Consider the following 18,719-nt stretch of genomic DNA (forward strand, 5'->3'; position numbering starts at 1 on the left):
CCCGCTAGGACCGAGTATGATTGCAGCGTGATTTTCTTCATTCTCGATCTTCTCGCTCGCCGGCCCGAAATGCTGCCGGTAGTGCTCCTTGCCTACTTTGGCGGCCTCATCCTCGCGTTCACGCTTCACGAACTGGCGCATGCGACGGTCGCGTCCTCATTGGGCGACCCGACGGCGAGAAATTATGGGCGGCTGACGCTCAACCCCCTCGCCCACCTCGACCCGATCGGGCTCATCTTGATCCTGCTCGCCGGCTTTGGCTGGGCAAAGCCGGTGCCATTCAATCCGTATCGCCTGCGCTACGGTCCGCGGGTCGGGAGCGCTCTCGTCGCCGCTGCTGGCCCGGCGATGAACCTCGTTCTCGCCTTTCTGTTCGCGGTGCCGATCCGGCTCGGTCTGATCGGGCTGTCGGGAGGGGTGCCCGCCTCCTATGGCGATATCGAGGGGATCATCGAATTTCTCTGTATGACGAATGTCTACCTGAATGTCCTGCTTTGCGTCTTCAATCTGCTGCCGCTTGCGCCGCTCGACGGCTTCCGTATCGCTGTCGCCGTGACGCCGCGCGACCTCTCGGACACGCTGCTGCGCCTTGAACCATACGGGATGTTCATCCTGTTCGGGCTTTTTGCGCTTGGGTATGTCTTCCGGATCGATGTCTTCGGCAGCACGATCGGACCAGTGATCACTGGGACGACGCGGGCGTTGGTTGGGATATGACGCTCGGCCGCGCAGTCTACCGGACACGACAATTCGCTGCCTATACGCTTGGCGGCTGGGGTAAGGTGGACGATGCCAGCGCCGTCGCCGCCCTCCCGCCGCCGCTCGCGGCGCTCTTCCGGTCGATGGATGCTGCCGCGCGCCGCCATCATCTCGCCGTCTACCGGCGGCTGCGGGCGAGAGGCTGCGATACTCCTGAGGTGCTGGCGGCGGCGCTGCTCCATGATATCGGCAAAGGGCGAGTGTCGCCGCTCGAGCGGACGGCCTATGTGCTCGCTTCGCGTGTCGGGCCGTGGCTTGTCCGCCGGCTGGCGGGAGACGGGCGACGCGGGTGGCGCGCTCTCTACCGCTTAGCCCATCATCCGGCAATCGGCGCAGCCCTCGTTCAGGCGGCAGGCGGATCTGAACGGGTGGTTTGGCTGATTGCAAACCATCAACGGCGGGATGTGCGCGATCGGGATCTTCAGCTGTTGCGCGAAGCGGATGAAGCGAGCTAGGGGGCATTGTGGCAGATAAGATCGCGATCATCGGCCTTGGATTGATCGGAGGGTCGATCGGACTGGGGCTGGCGGCTGCCCGGAAGCGAGACAAGTCCCTCAGTATCGAGATCGTGGGGCACGACCGCCTGCCGGAAAACGCCTCGAAGGCGAAGCGCGTGGGCGCCATTGACAAGATCGAGTGGAACCTGCTCGCCGCTGTCGACCGCGCCGCTATGGTGATCATTGCCACGCCGGTGCTCGCCGTGCGCACTGTCATGGAGCAGATCGCGGATACACTTGCCAACGGCGCGACGGTCACCGACACCGCCTCGACTAAGGCGGAGGTCGTGCAGTGGGCGGATGAGCTGCTTCCGGACTACGTTACCTTTGTCGGCGGGCATCCGATGGCAGGGAAGGAGCTCCCTGGCGTCGAGAATGCCGAGGCGGACCTTTTCAAAGACGCGGTCTGGTGTCTCTGCCCGGGGCGGAATGCAGAGCAGAGCCGCGTCGATGTGGTGGCCGCGTTTGTCGAGGTGATGGGAGCAAAGCCCTACTTTGTCGACCCGCACGAGCATGACGGTCTTGTCGCGGGGATCAGCCATCTGCCGATCATCCTCGCGTCGGCGCTGGTCAGCGCCACCACTGCCGACCCGGCGTGGCGCGAGATGAAAAAGCTGGCGTCGAGCGGGTATCGCGACACCTCGCGCCTCGCTTCCGGCGAGCCACAGATGAATGTCGACATCTGCCTGACCAATCGGGGGCCGCTGCTGGGCTGGATCGACCGCTATATCGAGGAGCTCCAGCACTACCGGAGCCTGATTGCGCAGGGCCATGCCGGGGCGGAGGCGCTTGCGAAAGAGTTTGTGCGCGTCCAAATGGAACGCGACCGCTGGGCATATGGGAAGAAGGATGCCGAAGGCGAGGAGACGATCCAGAAGATCTCGCTTGGCCAGATGCTGATGGGCGACCGCTTCAGCCGCTTGACGGAGTATCTGCGGCAGGGGGAGAGGAGGCGATCGTGAGCCAACGGCGTCCCGACGTCGATGCCGTGCTCACGAACGTCGGCCGCTCGCCTGTGCTTGCGGTTCTCTCGGGGCCTTCAGGCGTTGGCAAGGACACGATCCTCGCCTGTCTCGCCCGCACGGGGCATGATTTTGTCCGCGTCGTCACCTATACCACCCGCCCGCGCGCAGCGCACGAGCAGCACGGGGTCGACTACTGGTTCATCGAAGACCCCCAGGAGTACCAACGGCTTCTTGCGGAAGACGCCTTGATCGAGCACGCCAACGTCTACGGGTACGACTACGGCGTGCCGCGCAAGCCGATTGAAGAGGCGCTGAGCGCTGGGCGCGATGTCCTCCTGCGGATCGATGTGCAGGGCGCGCTGACCATCAAAAGCCGCATCCCGAGCGCGGTGCTCATCTTTCTCGCTGCGCCGAGCCTCGCTGCTCAGGAGGCGCGCCTGCGCCAGCGGGGACGTGACGACGAGGAGACGATCCGACGGCGGCTCGCCACCGCCGAGCGCGAGCTCCAACTGATCGACGCATTCCACTATGTGATCATCAGCCGCGATGGCGCGCCAGAAGCTGCCGCCGAGGAGATACGCGCGATCCTGATTGCGGAGCGCCATCGCGTTCAGCCTGGCCGTCCGCTCGATGAGCTTCGCGCCTTCCGCCTCGTCGCGACGACCAGCTGACCGGAGGCGAGCGCGTCCCTCGCCCTGCTCGGGCCGGCGCTGATACTTCTACAATTTGGACAGGAGGGCGAGAAGCGATCATGGGCCTGTTCGATTGGTTGCGACGCACGCGCTCCTCACCCGCCGCTGCGTCGCCCCGCACGCCGCCAGTGCAGGATATCGGCCCGGCCGAGGCTCAAGCGTTGCAAGCGCAGGGCGCGCTGATTATCGACGTCCGAAGCCAGGTCGAATATGAGACCTACCGCATTCCGGGGGCGCGGTTGATCCCGATAGCGCAGCTTCGCCGCGATCTCTCGCTGCTTCCAGAGAGCGAGGTGCTCGTCTTTGTCTGTGAGATGGGAGGGCGCAGCGCCACTGCGGCCGCGCTGGCCGCCGCCGCGGGCCGAACTGGGGTTTACAACCTTGCGGGCGGCATGCAGGCTTGGCTCGCCGCCGGGTTGCCGGTAGAAACGTCTTCCGCCTGATGCGTCTCTTTCGCATTGCGCTTGCCCAACTGAACACGACAGTCGGCGACCTTGACGGCAACGCCGCGAAGATCCGCGCCGCGATTGCGGAGGCGCAGGCAGCGGGAGCGCATCTTGTCGCCTTCCCCGAGCTGGCGCTGACAGGCTACCCGCCGGAGGACCTGCTGCTCAAGCCCGCTTTTCTCGCCGCTGCCCGCGATGCTCTCGAAGAGATCGCTCGCTCGACAGTCGGCATTGTCGCGATCGTTGGCGTTGTCGACGCGGCGGGCGACAGCTATAACGCTGCCGCCATCATCCATAACGGCCGCATCGTCGATAGCTATCGCAAGCACTACCTGCCGAACTACGGGGTTTTCGACGAGTTCCGCTACTTCCGCGCCGGCGACCGCTACCCCGTCTATCACATCCACGGCGTCAAGGTAGGGGTCAACATCTGCGAGGATATCTGGTATCCGGTCGGCCCGACGACCGTTCAGGCGTTCGGCGGCGCGGAGGTGATCGTCAATATCAATGCCTCGCCCTATCACATCGGCAAGTGGCGGTTCCGCGAGAAGATGTTGGCAACCCGGGCGTGGGACTGCGGCGTCGCGGTTGCCTACTGCAACGCCGTCGGCGGACAAGACGAACTGGTCTTCGATGGGGGCAGCTTGGTGTTTGATCAATCGGCGAGCCTGCTCGCTCGCAGTCCTGCCTTCGAGGAAGACCTCTTGCTGGTCGATCTCGATGTCGACGCCATCTTCCTTGCGCGGCTGCACGATCCGCGCGCTCGCCAAAGCGTCGGCCTTTTTGCTGACCTTGCGGACAAGATCGAGCATATTCTCGTCACAGCCGACCCCCTCTCGTCGCCGCCGGGGCCGCGCGCTGGGCGCATCGCTCCGCGCGCCGACGACATCGACGAGGTCTATGCCGCGCTCGTCCTCGCAACCCGCGACTACGTCCGAAAAAACGGCTTCTCGAGGGTGCACATCGGCTTGTCCGGCGGCATCGATTCGTCGCTTGTCGCGGCGATTGCGGTCGACGCGCTCGGCCCGGAGAACGTCATTGGGGTGTCGATGCCGTCCCGCTTCTCCTCCGAAGCGAGCATGGTCGACGCTCGCGCGCTCGCGGAAGCGCTTGGGATCACGCTGATCACCCTCCCGATCGACGGCCCGTTTCAGGCGATGCTCGATCTCCTCGACCCCTGCTTCCGCGGAACGCCGTTCGGGGTTGCCGAGGAAAATCTCCAAGCCCGGATCCGGGGCAACGTGCTGATGGCGCTCTCGAACAAGTTCAACACGCTCGTCCTGACGACGGGCAACAAGAGCGAGATGGCGACCGGCTACTCGACGCTCTATGGCGACATGGCTGGCGGCTTCGCCGTGATCAAGGACGTGCCGAAGACCCTCGTCTACCGCCTCGCTCGGCGGCGCAATGCGCGCAGCCCGGTCATCCCAGAGCGAGTGTTCACCAAAGCGCCTTCGGCGGAGCTGCGTCCCAATCAGAAAGATGAAGACAGCCTGCCGCCGTATGACGTGCTCGACCCGATCCTCGAGCTGTATGTGGAACAGGATCGCTCGCCTGAGGAGATCGTGGCGCTTGGGCACGACCCGGCGACAGTCAGCCGCGTCGTCCGCCTCGTTGATCGGAGCGAGTATAAGCGCCGGCAGGCGCCGCCTGGAGTCAAGATCACGCAGCGGGCGTTCGGCCGAGACCGGCGCCTGCCGATTGTGAACGGCTTTCAGGGCGCGTGACCGAAGCAGGATCGTCGTCGTCGGGAGGAGAAGATGAACTGGATCGAACTGATCATGATCGCCGCTGTCGGGGTCGCCGCTCTCTGGGCATTTCGACGGACGACCCGTCTCGAAAAGGAGATAGAGTATGTCCGCCGGCGGGCGACCGACCAGATCGATGACCTGAGCGAGGAAGTGGAACGCCTTCGGACCGAGCTCCGCCGCCTGCGGGTTGCGGTCCGCACTGGCGGGACGCTCCGCTTCACGCCCGACCTGCGGATTGACGAACTGGCCGACATCCATCCCGAGGCGCCGGCAGTGCTCGCCAGCTTCCACATTGGCGGCTGTCAGAGCTGCGCGGTGGATGGCGGCGAAACGCTCGCCGGGGCGGTCCGGGCGAGGGGGGCGAACCTCGACCAGGTGCTGGCGGCGCTCAATGCCCTGCTCGAGCCTGACAATGCCGCCCGCGCCGAACTGGCGAAGATCGGTCCCGGCGGCCTGCTCCAGATCCAGACCGGGCGCTAGGGAAGCGGGGCGCGCGGCTGCTCCCTCTGGCGGGCGCGGGCCGCGCGCAGCGTGTTGCGCATCAGCATGACGTTCGTCATCGGGCCGGTGCCGCCGGGCACAGGAGTGAGATAGCCCGCAACCTGGCGGGCGGACTCCGCCTCGACATCGCCGACGACCCCGCTCTCGGTGCTGTTGACCCCGAAGTCGAGAACGACCGCGCCCGGTTTGATCATCGACCCGTCGATCAATCCTGCCCGTCCCGCAGCGACGCAGAGAATATCGGCGCGGCGGGTAACGGCGCCGAGGTCGCGCGTTCGGGTATGGCACACCGTCACTGTCGCATTGGCCGCGAGGAGTAAGAGCGCAAGCGGCTTGCCGACAATGGCGCTCCGTCCGACCACCACCGCCTCTGCCCCGCTGACCGGGATGTTGTACGCCTCAAGCAGCGCCATGCCGCCGGCGGGAGTGTTGGGGACGAGAGCAGGCTGGCCGAGCAGCAGGCGTCCGGCTTGCGTTGGCGTCACCCCATCGACATCTTTCTCAGGGTCGATCGCCGAGACGATGGCGTCGGTGGGAAGCCCCTGTGGCAGGGGAAGCTGGAGCAGGATGCCATCGACGTGAGGATCGTCGTTCAGGGCGCGGATACGGGCGATCACGCTGGCGGCATCAGCATCTTGAGGAAGCGTGACCGCGTCGGCGGCAAGCCCGGCGTCGCCGAAGCCGCGGACGATCCGGCGAACGTACATCTGCGAGGCGGGGTCCTCGCCGACGAGAACGACCGCGAGACGGGCCTTGCGCCCCTGCTCGGCGGCAAAACGCGCCGCTTCGGCTTTCACCTCGGTAAGATAGCGCGCGGCAGTCGCGCGTCCGTCAAGCAGTTCGGCTGGCATCGTTATCTCCGCTCCTCGAACGCTCGTTCCGCTGTGGCGACAAGATCCGCCGCTCCTGCAAATGCTGCCGCCAGCCGCTCTCGGCTCGAGCGGACGAATAGCTCGTCCTTGATCGAGCGAAGGTTGATCTCGACATTCAGACGCGCGCTCTGCATTGCGGCCAGCGCTAAGTAGGCGGCGACGGCAGCATCGGAGACGACATTGCTGTTGCCCCGCTGGGCGGCGGGCACGCTCAATTCGAGCACCTGGCGCGCTGCTTCGACCATCCGCAGCGGCGGGTCGCTCGCTGCTTTGAGCGCGCGCTGGATCGCGTCGCTTCGATGCTGCTTCTCCTCGTCGGTGGCGCGAGGCAGTTTGTAGGCTGCCGAGACCTGGTCAAACGCGGCTGCGTCCGCGTCGATCAGCGCTGTCAGCTGCTCCCGAAGCGCGTCTGCGCGCGCCGCGAGGGCGCGCATCTCGGCGTCGACGTCTTGGTAGTTCTTCCGTCCGACGGTCAGATTGGCGGTCATCGCCACGAGCGCAGCGCCGAGGGCGCCGCAGAGCGCCGCCGCTCCCCCGCCGCCGGGCGTGGGGGAGTCGCTGGCGAGCGCTTCGAGAAACTGACGGATGGGCTGGTCTGCGAGCACACGTTCCTCCTCTGAGCGCGGCCATCTTAGCACGCGCGCGGTGCTATACTGGCCTCCGTGCCTAGACCTCGCTGCGTGAGGTGAAACGAACCATGGTCACGGCCGGCGTTGACCTCATCGCGGTCGACCGGATCGCGGCGACGATTGCGCGCCACGGCGACCGCTTCCTGCGGCGGGTCTTTACGCCGGCGGAACTCGAGGCGGCGGGGGGAAAGCCGGCTTCTCTCGCGGCGCGTTTCGCGGCGAAAGAAGCGGCCGCCAAGGCACTTGGCTGCGGGATCGGCGCCATCAGATGGCGCGATATCGAAGTGATGAGCGACGAGCGCGGAAGACCGTCGCTGCGGCTGCACGGCGCGGCGGCAGCGCGGGCGGCAGCGATCGGCGTCTCCCAGCTTGCACTCAGTCTCGCCCATGAGCGCGCGCTTGCGGTCGCTGTTGTCGTCGGGCATTAGCGTGTTTGTCGTCACTGCCGAGGAGATGCGCGCCGCCGAGCAGTGGGCCGTCGAGCGGGGCATCTCGACGGCGATCCTGATGGATCGAGCGGGGCAGGCAGTAGCCGAGGCGGTTCGGGCGGCATGTGCCTCCCGCCGCGGCGAGGTGGTCGTTCTCGTCGGTCCGGGCAACAATGGCGGAGACGGGCTGGTCGCAGCTGTTCGGCTCGCGCGCGCCGGCTATCCGGTGACTGTCGCCTCCGTGCCGCGCCGAATCGACCCAGACGAACCGCTGCGCGCTGCCCGCGAAGCGCCGCTGCGGCTTCTTGCGCTTGATCAGCCGGGCGCGCTTGACGACCTGCACCGCTCGCTTGAGCGGGCAGCTGTTATCGTCGATGCGCTGCTGGGGACCGGCGTGACGCGCCCGCTGGCGGGGCTCGTCGCGGAGGCCGCTCGCGCCATCGGCAGCCGCCCTCCGGGCTCGTTCCTGATCGCCGTCGACCTGCCTTCGGGGGTAAACAGCGACACGGGCGCGGTCGACCCCCTGACCCCCGCTGCCGACCTGACTGTCACGTTCGCCGCGCCGAAGGTCGGAATGTTCTTGCCGCCCGGGCTTCGGGCTGTCGGCGATCTTCAGGTTGCCGACATCGGCATTCCTCCTGAGGCATTCAGGGGCGTCCGGCGGCGTGTCCTCACCGCCGACCTCGCTCGCTCCCTCTTGCCAGCTCGTCCCATCGACGGCCATAAGGGAACGTTTGGGAAACTGCTTGTCATCGCGGGGTCGGCGCGCTATCTCGGCGCCCCGCTCCTCACTGTCAGCGCGGCGCTGCGGGTCGGCGTTGGGCTCGTGACCCTCGCGACCGGTCGCTCGACCTACGAGCGGGTTGGGGGGCGCATCCTCGAGACGACCTACCTTCCCCTTCCAGAGGACGGAGACGGGGCGCTTGGCGACCGCGCCGCTGAAGAGGTGATCGCTGCCTTGGAACGGGAGCGCTACGATGCTCTCGCGCTGGGACCAGGGCTCGGGCGCGCTGTGGCGACCGACCGCTTTGTCGCGCGCCTGCTTGCGGCAGTCACCTTGCCGACCGTCGTCGATGCCGACGCGCTCAATGCGGTCGCAGGGCAGGATAACTGGCCGGCGCTGCTGCGCGCACACTGCGTCATGACGCCGCATCCCGGCGAAGCGGCGCGCCTTCTGCGATCGAATGTTCCCGCGGTCGAAGCCGACCGTCTTGGAAGCGCTGCGGCGCTCAGCCGCGGCGGCGCGGTCGTTGTCTTGAAAGGTGCCCATACTATCGTCGCTAACCCAGAGGGAGAAGCGCGCTTTCAGGGAGAGGCGAACCCGGCACTTGGCTCCGGCGGCACCGGCGATATCCTCACGGGCATCATCGGCGGTCTGCTCGCCCAAGGCTGTCGGCCGTTCGACGCGGCGATGCTTGGCGTCTATCTCCACAGCCGCGCTGCCGCCCGCTGGAGCGGGCGGAACGGCGATGCGGGGCTGCTGGCAAGCGACCTCCTGCGCGAAATCCCCCTCGCTCGCCGCGAGCTGCGCCCCGGGCGGCGCGCGGGCGCTTCCGCAAAGAGGGCACTTCCCGCTGCGCTCACAGTCCGCGCAGGAAAGGATTGAACCGCCGCTCCCGGCCGATTGTCGATGGGTCGCCGTGGCCGGGCAAGATGGTAACGTCGTCGGGCAGGGTGAGCAGCTTGTCGCGGATGCTGGTCAGCAGCTGGGCAGTGTTGCCGCCCGGAAAGTCGGTGCGGCCGATGCTTGACTGGAAGAGGGTGTCGCCAGTGTAGACCACCTTGTTCGCCTCGTCGTAGTAGCATGCTCCGCCGGGGGTGTGTCCCGGAGTGAACAGCACCCGCAGCCGGAACGCGCCGACGGCAATGAGATCGCCGTCAGCGACAGTGCGCGTTGGCGGTGGCGGGAGTTCGCGCACCGTGATGAACGCGTTCGAGGTTGGAGGGCGGCTGCGCAGAAAGGCGTCCTCTTCTGCGGTCATCACAAACTCGCAGCCGGTAGCGCGCATGATCGGCGCGATGGCCAGAATATGGTCGGCGTGGCTGTGCGTGTTTGCAATCAGCCGGACCCGAAGCTGGTGCTGCTCGATCACGGCGAGGAGACGATCTTCCTCGTCGCCGGGGTCGATAAGGAACGTTTCTCCCTCGTCGTCTGAGACGATATAGCAGTTCTCTTGGAACACCCCAACGACGGCGCGGCGGATCTGCACAGTGCTCCTCTCAGGGGTAGACGTCGCTCCGCTCGGGCAGCGAGTTGACCTTCCCGTCGGCGTCGATAAACCAATTGTAGGTGCCGGTGTAGATCCCGGAGGCATTCAGCCAGCCGGCAGAGCGGGGAGGCTCGTTCAGGAACGGCGGCGGCCCGATGAGCAGCCGGAAGTCGATGTAGGGCGCGCCGCGCTGTTCAAGCGGCGGCACACCGCCTCGAGGGAGCGGCGCACCGCTGAAGGTAGGGAGCCGCCGTGCCGGGTCGGTCGGGTTCTGGATGTAGGCGTCGACAGCCGCCTGAATCGCGCGCTGGTCGCTTTCCCAGCTTGGCCGCTGCCCAAGCGTGAGGACGCCGCGGACTGCCGGAAAGACGAACAGCGCGATCGCTGCCAGCAGAAGCCCGAGCAGCCCGAGGTTGATCGCTGCGCGGTAGAACGTGCCGAAGCGCGTCATCGACGGAATCGTAGCGGCAAGAACCCGGTTCAGCGGCGAAGCGCTTCGATGACGGGCGCCGCACTCGCATAATCGCGAGCGCCCCCCTTCAGGATAGGCGGAACAACGTAAAAGCCCGGGAGGTTGAGCGCGCGGAAGCGGCTGGCGACGTCGAGCGCGATGTCGGCGCCAGAGCGCCCTGCTTCGAGATCGCGCTGGACCCACGCGGGGATCGTCGAAAACGTGACGCCGCCAGCGACCGGGATGTCAAGGCCGAGAAGCACGGGCGGGAGCGCAGGGGCACCGCCGGCATGGTAGGCATCGAGAAATGCGAGCCACGGTTCGACGTCATAGAGAGGCTGGGTGATCAGGAACATCGCGCCTGCTTCTACCTTGCGGCGGGTGAGACGGGCTTCACGCTCGATGCCACGGCCGAGGTCGATCGTCGCCCCGACGGAGAAAGCGGTGGGTCGGCGCAAGGCGGCGCCTCGAAAGTCTCGGCCGGCGTTCAGTTGGCGGATGAGACGGATGAGCTGAGAGGGAGTGAGGTGACGCACCGGCCGAACGAGCGCAGCGTCTCGTTCGCTGAAGTCGTCGCCCGCGAGCACGATCACATCGCGGACGCCAAGCAGGTAGGCTCCGAGCAGCGCGTTTGAAAGCGCGAGGACGTTGGCATCCCGCGTCGCGATGTTGACAACTGAGGGCCGGCCTGTGCGGGCTCGCAGCGCCGCCGCGACCGCGATCGGGTCGGGGCGCACGGCGCGTCCGGGCGCATAGGCCACACAGAAATAGTCGGGGGCGATCTCGTCGCCGCCGCGAAGGTCGGCAAGCTCGGCGCTGCGCGGCGGCGAAAAATCGGCGATCACGATCGGCGGCGCGTCGGGGGTCCGCGTTGCCAGCGCAGCAGCAATGCTCATGGGTCACCTCATCGCGATGGGTAGGCGTATGCTATCGCGCTCGCGCGCTTAGCGCAGGGCGAGGCGCCTCTTGGCATTGATCGGCGCGCTCCGCCTCGTGGACACTTGCTATGAACGCCCGGTTCGGCGCACGGCGCGCGCCGAGCGCCTGGCTGACCGGGGTGCCGGCGTGTGGATGACGGCGCGGGGGGCGCGGCAGGCAGACGCCCCCTCGGCGAAACCGTCGCGAGGTGGAGCAGACTGCGCGTGGAGGCAGGAGTGCACGAACTGGGCCGAATGCTGGCCGTGCTCGGGGGTGGGCTGCTGCTCCTCGGGCTCGTGTTGATGGCGATCGGTCGGCTGCCCGGGGTGGGCCGGTTGCCGGGAGATATCATCATTGAACGTGAGGGGTTTACCTGCGTTGTCCCCCTTGCGACAATGATCCTTGTCAGTCTGCTGCTGACGCTGATCCTGAATGTGTTCGCGCGATTGTTGAACCGTGGACCCTGAAACGCTCCGCCTCGCCGATTTCGATTACGAGCTGCCTCCCGAGCGGATCGCGCAGACCCCCGCTGAGCCGCGAGACAGCGCGCGCCTTCTCGTGCTCGACCGAGCGACCGAGGCGCGTGAAGACCGCACTGTCGCCGACCTGCCGGATCTGCTGCGGCCGGGCGACTGTCTTGTCGTCAACGACACGCGCGTGTTCCCAGCACGCCTCTTTGGGCGGCGGCCTTCTGGCGGTCGCGTTGAACTGCTGCTGCTGCGCAAGCGGGCGGATGGTCGCTGGGAGGCGTTGGCGCGGCCCGCGCGTCGGATCGGTGTTGGCGAGACGATCCTGCTCGAAGGCGGGGCGCGGGCGACCATTGCTGCCAAAGGCGAAGCGGGGGTGCACATCGTCCAGTTTGACGATGAGGCGGCAGCGATCGCTGCCGGTCACACGCCGCTCCCGCCCTATATCACCACTCCGCTTGCTGACCCTGAGCGCTACCAGACGATCTTCGCTCGTGAGAGCGGCAGCGCCGCCGCGCCAACCGCGGGGCTGCACTTCACCCCGCAGCTCCTAGAGCGGCTGCGCGCGCGCGGGATTGCGGTCGCGACAATCACGCTCCACATCGGGCTGGACACGTTTCGGCCGGTGACGGAAGACGACCCTCGAGAGCACAAGCTTCATAGCGAGTGGTATCGCGTCACCCCTGAAACGGCGGCGATGCTGAATGCCGCTCGGCAGAGCGGAGGGCGCATCGTTGCCGTCGGCACGACAAGCGTGCGCACGCTCGAGACGGTTGCCGATGAGCGGGGAGTGATCCGGGCGAGCGCCGGTGAGACCCAGCTCTATATCTTGCCGGGATACCGCTTTCGGGCGGTGGACGCGCTGATGACGAACTTTCATCTGCCGCGCTCGACGCTGCTGATGCTGGTGGCGGCATTCGCGGGGCGGGACCGCGTCCTCGCTGCCTATCGCCACGCGGTTGCAGCGGGATATCGTTTTTACAGCTTTGGCGACGCGATGCTCATTCTCTAGCGCGCCGGGGTGAAACCAAATCGGCGGCGAGGCGATAGAACATCGAGAAACAACAGACACACGTGGGCGCGACCGTGGATCGAGAAGGAACCGACGAATATTGGGTGGGGCGCGCGCTTCGCGACCCGGAGGCCTTTGCGGTACTGGTGGAGCGGTACCAGGGGCGAATATTCGCGCTCTGCTACCGCATGACCGGGAACAGCGACGATGCCGCTGATTTGGCGCAAGAGACGTTTATCCGCGCTTACCGTGGGCTGAAGACGTTCCGGCTGGATGCACGCTTCTCGCCGTGGCTGTATAAGATCGCGGCGAATTTGTGCTTGAACTACTGGAAAGGGAAGGCGCAGCGGCCCGAAGAGGGGCTCGACGAACATCTGCGTGCGACCGACCTATCGCCGGAACGGCGGGTTGAGCAGCAGGAGCTCCGCGAGCTGTTGACGGAGGCGATCGCCGAGCTGCCGCCGAACTATCGCGCGGCGATCGTGCTCCGTCACCTCCACGATCTCGCCTACGAAGATATCGCCGAGACGCTCGGGGTTCCGCTAGGCACCGTGAAGACGTGGTTATTCCGGGCGCGAGAGCGGCTTCAGCAGCGCCTCGCGCCGGTGCGGGGCTGAGACAATGGAGCCAAGACTCGCTTGCGGCCACGACCCGCTCGCAATCGCCGCCGTCGCCGACGGCGAGGCGAGCGCTGAAGAGCGCGCTCGCGTCGAGGAACGGCTGCTGACATGCCGTTCCTGCCTCAGGTATTGGGAACGGATGCGCTGGCTCAGAGAGGCATTCCTCCAAGCGGCGCCTCCTCCTTCAGTCAACTTGACGCCGCGGATTATGGCGGCGATCGAGCGCGAAGAACGCCGCCGTCTTCCGCTCCGTTTCGCCGTAGCCCTTGTCGCTGCCATTCTCATCGTCGTCGGCATGGCGATGACGATCGCCCCTGCCGATAGCCTCGCGGAGTCGAGTGTGGTCGCTGACCCGCTCTGGCTCGACTTCGCCGGCGCGGTCACAGAGCCGCTTGCCGTGGCGGGAGAGCTCGACCGGGTTGTGGTGATGGGGCTGAGCGTCGCCGTTGCCGCTTCGGTCGTGCTCCTCAGCCGACTGGTCCGCGTGAGCGAGGGGTAGGGCCGTGCGCGAAGAGCGGCGAGCCTACGGCGTCCGGTGGCGACGGCTAGGGCTGATTACGCTGCTGATTGCCGCGCTCAATGGCGGAGCGGGATGGCTGGCGACGGTCGATGCCCCCTTCGGATTGTCAGGACGCGACCTCATCGGCGTGGTCGTCAGTCTCCCCGAGCCGACGCCGCCGCCGGCTTCGAGCCCCGGGGGGACCCCGGTTGCCGGCATGCCGCTCAGCCGCGAGGAGCGGGGTCGCGTCGAGCAGGGCGGAGTGCGCGGGATCGTCTTCTCCCCGGACGGTCGCACGGGGTGGCAGTTTCCGCGCCGGCCGCCGGAGAGCGCGCGTGCCCCCGGCGCGCCGCCGCAGTCGCCCCAGACGGTCGTTCGCCCGCTCGCGCTGCCGCGTGCAGGGCTGGATGGGGCGGCGCTCTATCTGGCCACAGTCGTTGCGATGGTCGGCGCAGGGTCTGTCGTTCTGCTTCTTGCTCCGGAGCGGGTCGCCCGGCTTAGCGGCATCGTCAGCGGAGGGGCAGCGCGCTTGGCGCGACTGCTCGCGATCGGGCTTGTCGCCTATGTTGGCGCAGCTGCGCTTGCCGTGCTGCTTGTTCTCATCGTAACTGGCCTTCCGCTCGCGGCGGCGCTGGTCATTGCGCTCAGCGTGGCGACCATTCTCGGCGTGGCGGCGGTAGCAGTTTCGCTGGGGGGACAGCTGCTGGCGTGGGCGCGCGTGCGGCAGCGGCGCATCCTGACTGACTTTGTTGTCGGTATGCTGCTGCTCGTGCCGTTGGCGGCGGCGCCTCTTGCTGGGTGGCTTGTTGCGCTCGGCATCGGAGCGCTCGGTCTCGGCGCCGTCCTCATCTCGCGCTTTGGCGCGCACAATCCCTTCGCGGCTGATCTTGAGCGGGCGCTATGATGGGTGGCCGCCAAAGGGGGTAACGTGAGCGACGAGCGACCCGTCATCCGCGTGCGCGACTTGGTCAAGACCTACAGGATGGGGGAATACACGGTGCAGGCGCTGCGGGGCGTCAGCTTCGATGTCTACCGCGGCGAACTGATGGCGATCATGGGGCCGTCAGGCTCCGGCAAGTCGACACTGATGAACATCCTCGGCTGCCTCGACCAGCCAACCTCGGGGAGCTATCAGCTCGATGGCGTCGAGATTGCCGACCTGACGGATGACGAGCTGGCCGAGATCCGGAACGCCAAAATCGGCTTCGTCTTTCAGACCTTCAATCTTCTCGCGCGCACCCCGGCGATCGCGCAGGTGGAACTCCCGCTGCTCTACGGTCGCTACGAGAATCGCCGGCAGCGCGCGTTCGCGGCGCTCGAAGCGGTCGGGCTCGCCGACCGCTGGCGCCACAAGCCGACGGAACTCTCGGGCGGGCAGCAGCAGCGCATCGCCATCGCCCGGGCGCTGGTCACGGAGCCAAGCATTATCCTCGCGGACGAGCCGACGGGGAACCTCGACACCAAGACGAGCGAAGAGATCATGGCGATCTTTCAGGCGCTCAACCGCGAGCGCGGGATCACCATCATCTTCGTCACCCATGAGCCGGATATCGCGAAGCATACGCGGCGGATCCTCACGATTCGCGATGGCCTCATCGGCAGCGATGAGCCGGTCTACCATCCGATTGATGCCCGAGAGGTGCTGGCCAGTCTGACACCGGCGGTGGAGCGAGCGGGATGAACCTAGTTGAGAGCGTTCGAATCGCCTTCGCGGCGCTGGCGGCCAACAAGCTGCGCGCTGCGCTGACGATGCTCGGCATCATCATCGGCGTGGCCGCGGTGATCGCGCTGATGTCGATCGGGAAAGGCGTCCAAGCCACGGTGACGGCGCAGATCCAAGGGCTGGGGAGCAATCTGGTCTTTATTCGTCCTGGCGCGGCGCGCGATGGTCGGATTGTCTTCGGCGCCGGCACCCAGCAAACCCTCACCTACGAGGATGCGCAGGCGCTTGCCGAGCCGGGCATCCTGCCGCATGTCGTGGGGGTCGCGCCTGAGCTGAGCCAGCCAGCGCAGATCGTGACGCCGGGACGCAACTGGGCGACGCGAGTCGTAGGCACGACGCCGGACTATGAGTTTGTGCGCAACGCGCGTCCTGCGCTTGGTGAGTTCATCACGAAGAGTCATGTTGAGGCGCGGTCCTCCGTCGTGGTGCTCGGGGCGAATGTGGCAACGAACCTGTTTGGCGCTGAGTCGCCGATCGATCAGACGGTGCGCATCGCCCTTCAGGGCAGGACCACCACCAACTTTCGGGTGATTGGGGTGCTGGAGCCGAAAGGATCGACCCCGCTTGGCAATCAGGATGATCAAGTGATCATCCCGATCACAACGATGTATGCTCGCGTCTTCGCCAACCGCACCACCCGCGGTCAGCAGACGGTCAATTTGATCAATGTCGCGATTGATGACCCGCGGAATATCGCGCCGACGGTTGCTACTATCGGCGAGATCTTGCGTCAGCGTCACCGCGTCGTCGAGGATGATTTCACCATCCAGAGCCAAGAGGATATGCTGTCGACGGCGCGGCAGGTGACCGATGTCCTCACGATCTTCCTCGGCAGTGTAGCCGGGATTTCGCTGCTGGTCGGCGGGATCGGCATTATGAACATCATGCTGGTCTCGGTGACGGAGCGGACACGCGAGATCGGCATCCGTAAGGCGGTGGGAGCAAAACGCCGAGATATCCTCGCCCAGTTCCTTGTGGAGGCGGTTGTCGTCTCAGGGGTGGGAGGCCTCGTTGGGATCGTGCTCGGGATGGGGATCGGGCGGCTGCTGGAGAACCTGAACCTCGGGACGCAGCGGTTAGTCGCCCTCGTAACGCCAGATGCTATCCTGTTGGCGTTTAGCGTCTCGGTCGCGATTGGGCTGTTCTTCGGGATCTATCCGGCATCTCGCGCGGCGGCGCTCAATCCGATCGACGCGCTTCGCTACGAATGATCGAGAGCACGGCGCTGGGGAGGCGCGATGCGCCTGCGGCGGCTTTTCATCCGGCTGCTTCTCGCTGGCGTGATTGCCGGGCTGCTCCTCATCGTGCCGTGGCCAGAGCTGCTGGCGCGGTTGCAAGTTCCCCTCGCCGTGACGGCGCTCGTCTGCGCGATGGGCAAGGCGCTCTACGACACCTTCTTCTATGACCACTATCAACCGTGAGGAGCGATCATGCGCATCGGCTTTTTTCCGCTGCTGGTCTGCACGCTGATCGTCGGGGTCGGGGCGGGGGGCGCAGCGGCCTACGCGACGAGCGCGAACCGAGGGGCGCCGACGCCGGTAGTGGGGTCGGTGGCGCCCGCTTCCCAAGCCGACTCGCCGACCGAGAGCAGCGCGGCGGCGCAGCGGCAGCCCGGCTTTCCTGCCGGCGGTCAGGCTGCGCCCGGCACGGGGGCGCAGCAAGGAGTCGGCGCCGCTCGTCAGCCGGTGAGCGGCGATGCTGCGCAAGGAGCGAACCGCGCGCTGACGGGAGCGGTCACCCGGATTGAGGGCAACCAGATTGTCCTCACGACCCCGCAGGGGCAGACGACGGTGACCGTTGGAGAGGGGACGACGGTGCAGCGGAGCGTACCGGCTTCACTGGCTGACGTGAAGGCAGGAGAACGGGTGCTGGTGACAGCACGACAGACGCCGGACGGGTCGCTGGCAGCGGTCGCGATCCAGATTGTGGGCGGCAACTAAAGTGGTGAAACCTCCTAGCCCTCTGCGCAGTATCACAGGTGAACGCACCACTGGAGGGAAGAAGGTGAAAAAGCACGTCGTTGCGCTTGGCAGTCTAGCGGCCGCCGGCGCCTTGGTGATAGGGCTCGTGGTCGGGACGGGGGTCGTTGCCGCCCAAACCCCGCCAACCCAGACCCCTGGCGCCCAGCAGCAGCAAACCCGCGGCTGGTTGGGCGTGGTGCTGAATGAGAGCAACAACCAAGTCACTGTCCGGTCGGTCGTGCCAGACAGCCCGGCAGCGCGCGCAGGCATCCAAGCGAATGACCGTATTGTCAGCATCAACGGCCAGAACGTGACGACGATCGCCCAAGTGCAGAATATCCTCAATCCGCTGCAGCCGAACGCTCAGGTGCAGATCGTTCTTAACCGCAACAATGCCACTCAAACCGTGACTGTAACGCTCGGCACCGTGCCGGCCCGGGGCGCGCGGGGAGGCGGGCTGTTCGGGCTGCCGTTTGGGCCGCGAATCAACCTCCCGTTTGACAACTTCCGCGGCGGCAGCTTCGCCTATGTCGACGAACAAGGACGCACCCAGACCATCGTAACGACGATGGGCCGGGTGACCAGCGTCGATGCGGCGAACAACCGGGTGACGATCGAGAAGAACGGCGGCGGCAGCCAGACCTTCCGCGTCGACGCCAACACCCGCCTGCGCGGCACGCTCGCAGAGCTGCAGACCGGCACGCAGGTCGTCGTTACCGCTAATCAGTCGGCGCCGGACCTCGCGCTGAGCATCCATGCCGTAGGCGCGCGGGGCGGGCTTCGCGGCCCGAAAGGCCCGGCGCCGGGCGCCACGCGCTAGACCGTCTCTCCATCCCTGTTGCTGCGTCGCCCCACCCGCAAAGCGCGGGTGGGGCATTGTGTCGCTGGGGCCGGGCGCTATTGGCGTTCCGGCGCCGCTGCAGCATGCCCCCGCGAGTGGAGCGTCGGCCAGCGGCCGGTTCCGCCGAACGTCGAAGCGATACAATTCGACGAGAAAGAAGAGGGGGGCAGCGATGGTCGTGCAGGAAAAGACCTCAGACCGGGAGCGCGCGCTGGAGGAGGCGCTGAGGCAGATTAGGAAGGCGTACGGCGAAGGCGCCATCATGCGCCTTGGGGAGATGCGTCCTGTCGGCGCCGAGGTCATCCCCACCGGCATCCTCTCCCTCGACCTCGCCTTGGGGGTCGGCGGCGTCCCCCGCGGGCGCATCATCGAAATCTTCGGACCCGAGAGCAGCGGCAAGACCACCCTCGCCGCCACCATCGTCGCCCAAGCCCAGAAGCGGGGCGGCACCGCCGCCTACATCGACGCCGAGCATGC

25 protein-coding genes are annotated in these 18,719 nt (G+C 66.6%); 20 read left to right on the forward strand and 5 right to left on the reverse strand.

The window, feature by feature from the left end; all coding sequences use genetic code 11:
* Positions 1-27: 27 nt before the first annotated feature.
* The 7 genes from NZ773_07220 to NZ773_07250 all read left to right on the forward strand — a co-directional run bounded on the left by NZ773_07220 (position 28) and on the right by NZ773_07250 (position 5,590).
* On the forward strand, positions 28-717 hold the full coding sequence (locus tag NZ773_07220; protein MCS6801715.1) for a site-2 protease family protein: 690 nt from the start codon (positions 28-30) through the stop codon (positions 715-717).
* Complete coding sequence (locus tag NZ773_07225) at positions 714-1,214, forward strand: HD domain-containing protein (protein MCS6801716.1); 501 nt, start codon at positions 714-716, stop codon at positions 1,212-1,214. The genes NZ773_07220 and NZ773_07225 overlap by 4 nt, the downstream gene beginning before the upstream one ends.
* Before the next feature lie 8 nt (positions 1,215-1,222).
* Complete coding sequence (locus NZ773_07230; GenBank protein ID MCS6801717.1) at positions 1,223-2,218, forward strand: prephenate dehydrogenase/arogenate dehydrogenase family protein; 996 nt, start codon at positions 1,223-1,225, stop codon at positions 2,216-2,218.
* Complete coding sequence (gene gmk, locus NZ773_07235) at positions 2,215-2,892, forward strand: guanylate kinase (protein ID MCS6801718.1); 678 nt, start codon at positions 2,215-2,217, stop codon at positions 2,890-2,892. Before NZ773_07230 ends, gmk begins: the two co-directional genes overlap by 4 nt.
* An 80-nt stretch (positions 2,893-2,972) precedes the next feature.
* Positions 2,973-3,356, forward strand: a complete 384-nt coding sequence (locus NZ773_07240; GenBank protein ID MCS6801719.1) for a rhodanese-like domain-containing protein — start codon at positions 2,973-2,975, stop codon at positions 3,354-3,356.
* Positions 3,356-5,086, forward strand: a complete 1,731-nt coding sequence (locus NZ773_07245) for an NAD+ synthase (protein MCS6801720.1) — start codon at positions 3,356-3,358, stop codon at positions 5,084-5,086. Before NZ773_07240 ends, NZ773_07245 begins: the two co-directional genes overlap by 1 nt.
* A 33-nt stretch (positions 5,087-5,119) precedes the next feature.
* Complete coding sequence (locus NZ773_07250) at positions 5,120-5,590, forward strand: hypothetical protein (protein MCS6801721.1); 471 nt, start codon at positions 5,120-5,122, stop codon at positions 5,588-5,590.
* Here the strand turns inward: NZ773_07250 and NZ773_07255 are convergent.
* The gene (locus NZ773_07255) at positions 5,587-6,462 is read right to left on the reverse strand and encodes a bifunctional 5,10-methylenetetrahydrofolate dehydrogenase/5,10-methenyltetrahydrofolate cyclohydrolase (GenBank protein MCS6801722.1); all 876 of its coding nucleotides are present in this window, start codon (positions 6,460-6,462) and stop codon (positions 5,587-5,589) included. The genes NZ773_07250 and NZ773_07255 overlap by 4 nt on opposite strands.
* Positions 6,463-6,464: 2 nt before the next feature.
* Positions 6,465-7,088 carry a cyclodeaminase/cyclohydrolase family protein gene (locus NZ773_07260; GenBank protein MCS6801723.1) on the reverse strand — a complete coding sequence of 208 codons (624 nt, stop codon included), beginning with the start codon at positions 7,086-7,088 and terminating at the stop codon, positions 6,465-6,467.
* Positions 7,089-7,180: 92 nt separating this feature from the next.
* Between NZ773_07260 and NZ773_07265 the strand changes: the two genes are divergently transcribed.
* Both NZ773_07265 and NZ773_07270 read left to right on the forward strand, forming a co-directional pair.
* On the forward strand, positions 7,181-7,540 hold the full coding sequence (locus NZ773_07265; GenBank protein MCS6801724.1) for a holo-ACP synthase: 360 nt from the start codon (positions 7,181-7,183) through the stop codon (positions 7,538-7,540).
* Positions 7,512-9,146 carry an NAD(P)H-hydrate dehydratase gene (locus NZ773_07270; protein MCS6801725.1) on the forward strand — a complete coding sequence of 545 codons (1,635 nt, stop codon included), beginning with the start codon at positions 7,512-7,514 and terminating at the stop codon, positions 9,144-9,146. Before NZ773_07265 ends, NZ773_07270 begins: the two co-directional genes overlap by 29 nt.
* Here NZ773_07270 and NZ773_07275 read toward each other — a convergent pair.
* The 3 genes from NZ773_07275 to NZ773_07285 are packed head-to-tail and all read right to left on the reverse strand — an operon-like array spanning position 9,121 to position 11,097.
* Entirely contained in the window at positions 9,121-9,750 is a 630-nt protein-coding gene (locus tag NZ773_07275) for an MBL fold metallo-hydrolase (protein MCS6801726.1), read from the reverse strand. The two genes, NZ773_07270 and NZ773_07275, sit on opposite strands and share 26 nt — an antisense overlap.
* 10 nt (positions 9,751-9,760) lie before the next feature.
* Positions 9,761-10,201 carry a hypothetical protein gene (locus tag NZ773_07280; GenBank protein MCS6801727.1) on the reverse strand — a complete coding sequence of 147 codons (441 nt, stop codon included), beginning with the start codon at positions 10,199-10,201 and terminating at the stop codon, positions 9,761-9,763.
* Positions 10,202-10,230: 29 nt separating this feature from the next.
* Positions 10,231-11,097, reverse strand: a complete 867-nt coding sequence (locus NZ773_07285; GenBank protein MCS6801728.1) for a methylenetetrahydrofolate reductase — start codon at positions 11,095-11,097, stop codon at positions 10,231-10,233.
* A 258-nt stretch (positions 11,098-11,355) separates the two neighbouring features.
* On the opposite strand from NZ773_07285, the gene NZ773_07290 reads away from it, so the two are divergent.
* The 11 genes from NZ773_07290 to NZ773_07340 form a co-directional block, all read left to right on the forward strand.
* Complete coding sequence (locus NZ773_07290; GenBank protein ID MCS6801729.1) at positions 11,356-11,586, forward strand: DUF2905 domain-containing protein; 231 nt, start codon at positions 11,356-11,358, stop codon at positions 11,584-11,586.
* Complete coding sequence (gene queA / locus NZ773_07295; GenBank protein ID MCS6801730.1) at positions 11,576-12,598, forward strand: tRNA preQ1(34) S-adenosylmethionine ribosyltransferase-isomerase QueA; 1,023 nt, start codon at positions 11,576-11,578, stop codon at positions 12,596-12,598. Before NZ773_07290 ends, queA begins: the two co-directional genes overlap by 11 nt.
* Before the next feature lie 74 nt (positions 12,599-12,672).
* Positions 12,673-13,215 (forward strand): sigma-70 family RNA polymerase sigma factor, encoded by a 543-nt coding sequence (locus NZ773_07300; GenBank protein ID MCS6801731.1) that lies wholly within the window; start codon positions 12,673-12,675, stop codon positions 13,213-13,215.
* Positions 13,216-13,219: 4 nt separating this feature from the next.
* Positions 13,220-13,717 carry a zf-HC2 domain-containing protein gene (locus NZ773_07305; protein MCS6801732.1) on the forward strand — a complete coding sequence of 166 codons (498 nt, stop codon included), beginning with the start codon at positions 13,220-13,222 and terminating at the stop codon, positions 13,715-13,717.
* A 4-nt stretch (positions 13,718-13,721) separates the two neighbouring features.
* Positions 13,722-14,621 (forward strand): hypothetical protein, encoded by a 900-nt coding sequence (locus NZ773_07310; GenBank protein ID MCS6801733.1) that lies wholly within the window; start codon positions 13,722-13,724, stop codon positions 14,619-14,621.
* 78 nt (positions 14,622-14,699) lie between these two features.
* Positions 14,700-15,398, forward strand: coding sequence for an ABC transporter ATP-binding protein (locus NZ773_07315; protein MCS6801734.1), 699 nt, complete (start codon positions 14,700-14,702; stop codon positions 15,396-15,398).
* A complete protein-coding gene (locus tag NZ773_07320) occupies positions 15,395-16,651 on the forward strand; it encodes an ABC transporter permease (GenBank protein MCS6801735.1) in 1,257 nt (418 codons plus the stop codon). Before NZ773_07315 ends, NZ773_07320 begins: the two co-directional genes overlap by 4 nt.
* A gap of 27 nt (positions 16,652-16,678) precedes the next feature.
* A complete protein-coding gene (locus tag NZ773_07325; protein MCS6801736.1) occupies positions 16,679-16,861 on the forward strand; it encodes a hypothetical protein in 183 nt (60 codons plus the stop codon).
* 9 nt (positions 16,862-16,870) lie between these two features.
* Entirely contained in the window at positions 16,871-17,380 is a 510-nt protein-coding gene (locus NZ773_07330; protein ID MCS6801737.1) for a hypothetical protein, read from the forward strand.
* A 64-nt stretch (positions 17,381-17,444) separates the two neighbouring features.
* Entirely contained in the window at positions 17,445-18,221 is a 777-nt protein-coding gene (locus NZ773_07335) for a PDZ domain-containing protein (GenBank protein ID MCS6801738.1), read from the forward strand.
* A 193-nt stretch (positions 18,222-18,414) separates the two neighbouring features.
* On the forward strand, positions 18,415-18,719 hold a 305-nt coding region (locus tag NZ773_07340; protein MCS6801739.1), incomplete at its 3' end, for a DNA recombination/repair protein RecA.

The organism is Dehalococcoidia bacterium (assembly GCA_025054935.1).
Taxonomy (GTDB): domain Bacteria; phylum Chloroflexota; class Dehalococcoidia; order SpSt-223; family SpSt-223; genus JANWZD01.

What these genes read in the sequence shown, in the direction of transcription:
- NZ773_07255 (MCS6801722.1), bottom strand. Translation starts at nt 6,462, where the DNA reads ATGCCAGCCGAACTGCTTGACGGACGCGCGACTGCCGCGCGCTATCTT.
- NZ773_07245 (MCS6801720.1), top strand. Translation starts at nt 3,356, where the DNA reads ATGCGTCTCTTTCGCATTGCGCTTGCCCAACTGAACACGACAGTCGGC.
- NZ773_07285 (MCS6801728.1), bottom strand. Translation starts at nt 11,097, where the DNA reads ATGAGCATTGCTGCTGCGCTGGCAACGCGGACCCCCGACGCGCCGCCG.
- NZ773_07280 (MCS6801727.1), bottom strand. Translation starts at nt 10,201, where the DNA reads ATGACGCGCTTCGGCACGTTCTACCGCGCAGCGATCAACCTCGGGCTG.
- NZ773_07225 (MCS6801716.1), top strand. Translation starts at nt 714, where the DNA reads ATGACGCTCGGCCGCGCAGTCTACCGGACACGACAATTCGCTGCCTAT.
- NZ773_07315 (MCS6801734.1), top strand. Translation starts at nt 14,700, where the DNA reads ATGGGGGAATACACGGTGCAGGCGCTGCGGGGCGTCAGCTTCGATGTC.
- NZ773_07240 (MCS6801719.1), top strand. Translation starts at nt 2,973, where the DNA reads ATGGGCCTGTTCGATTGGTTGCGACGCACGCGCTCCTCACCCGCCGCT.
- NZ773_07330 (MCS6801737.1), top strand. Translation starts at nt 16,871, where the DNA reads ATGCGCATCGGCTTTTTTCCGCTGCTGGTCTGCACGCTGATCGTCGGG.
- NZ773_07265 (MCS6801724.1), top strand. Translation starts at nt 7,181, where the DNA reads ATGGTCACGGCCGGCGTTGACCTCATCGCGGTCGACCGGATCGCGGCG.
- NZ773_07305 (MCS6801732.1), top strand. Translation starts at nt 13,220, where the DNA reads ATGGAGCCAAGACTCGCTTGCGGCCACGACCCGCTCGCAATCGCCGCC.
- NZ773_07250 (MCS6801721.1), top strand. Translation starts at nt 5,120, where the DNA reads ATGAACTGGATCGAACTGATCATGATCGCCGCTGTCGGGGTCGCCGCT.
- NZ773_07325 (MCS6801736.1), top strand. Translation starts at nt 16,679, where the DNA reads ATGCGCCTGCGGCGGCTTTTCATCCGGCTGCTTCTCGCTGGCGTGATT.
- NZ773_07320 (MCS6801735.1), top strand. Translation starts at nt 15,395, where the DNA reads ATGAACCTAGTTGAGAGCGTTCGAATCGCCTTCGCGGCGCTGGCGGCC.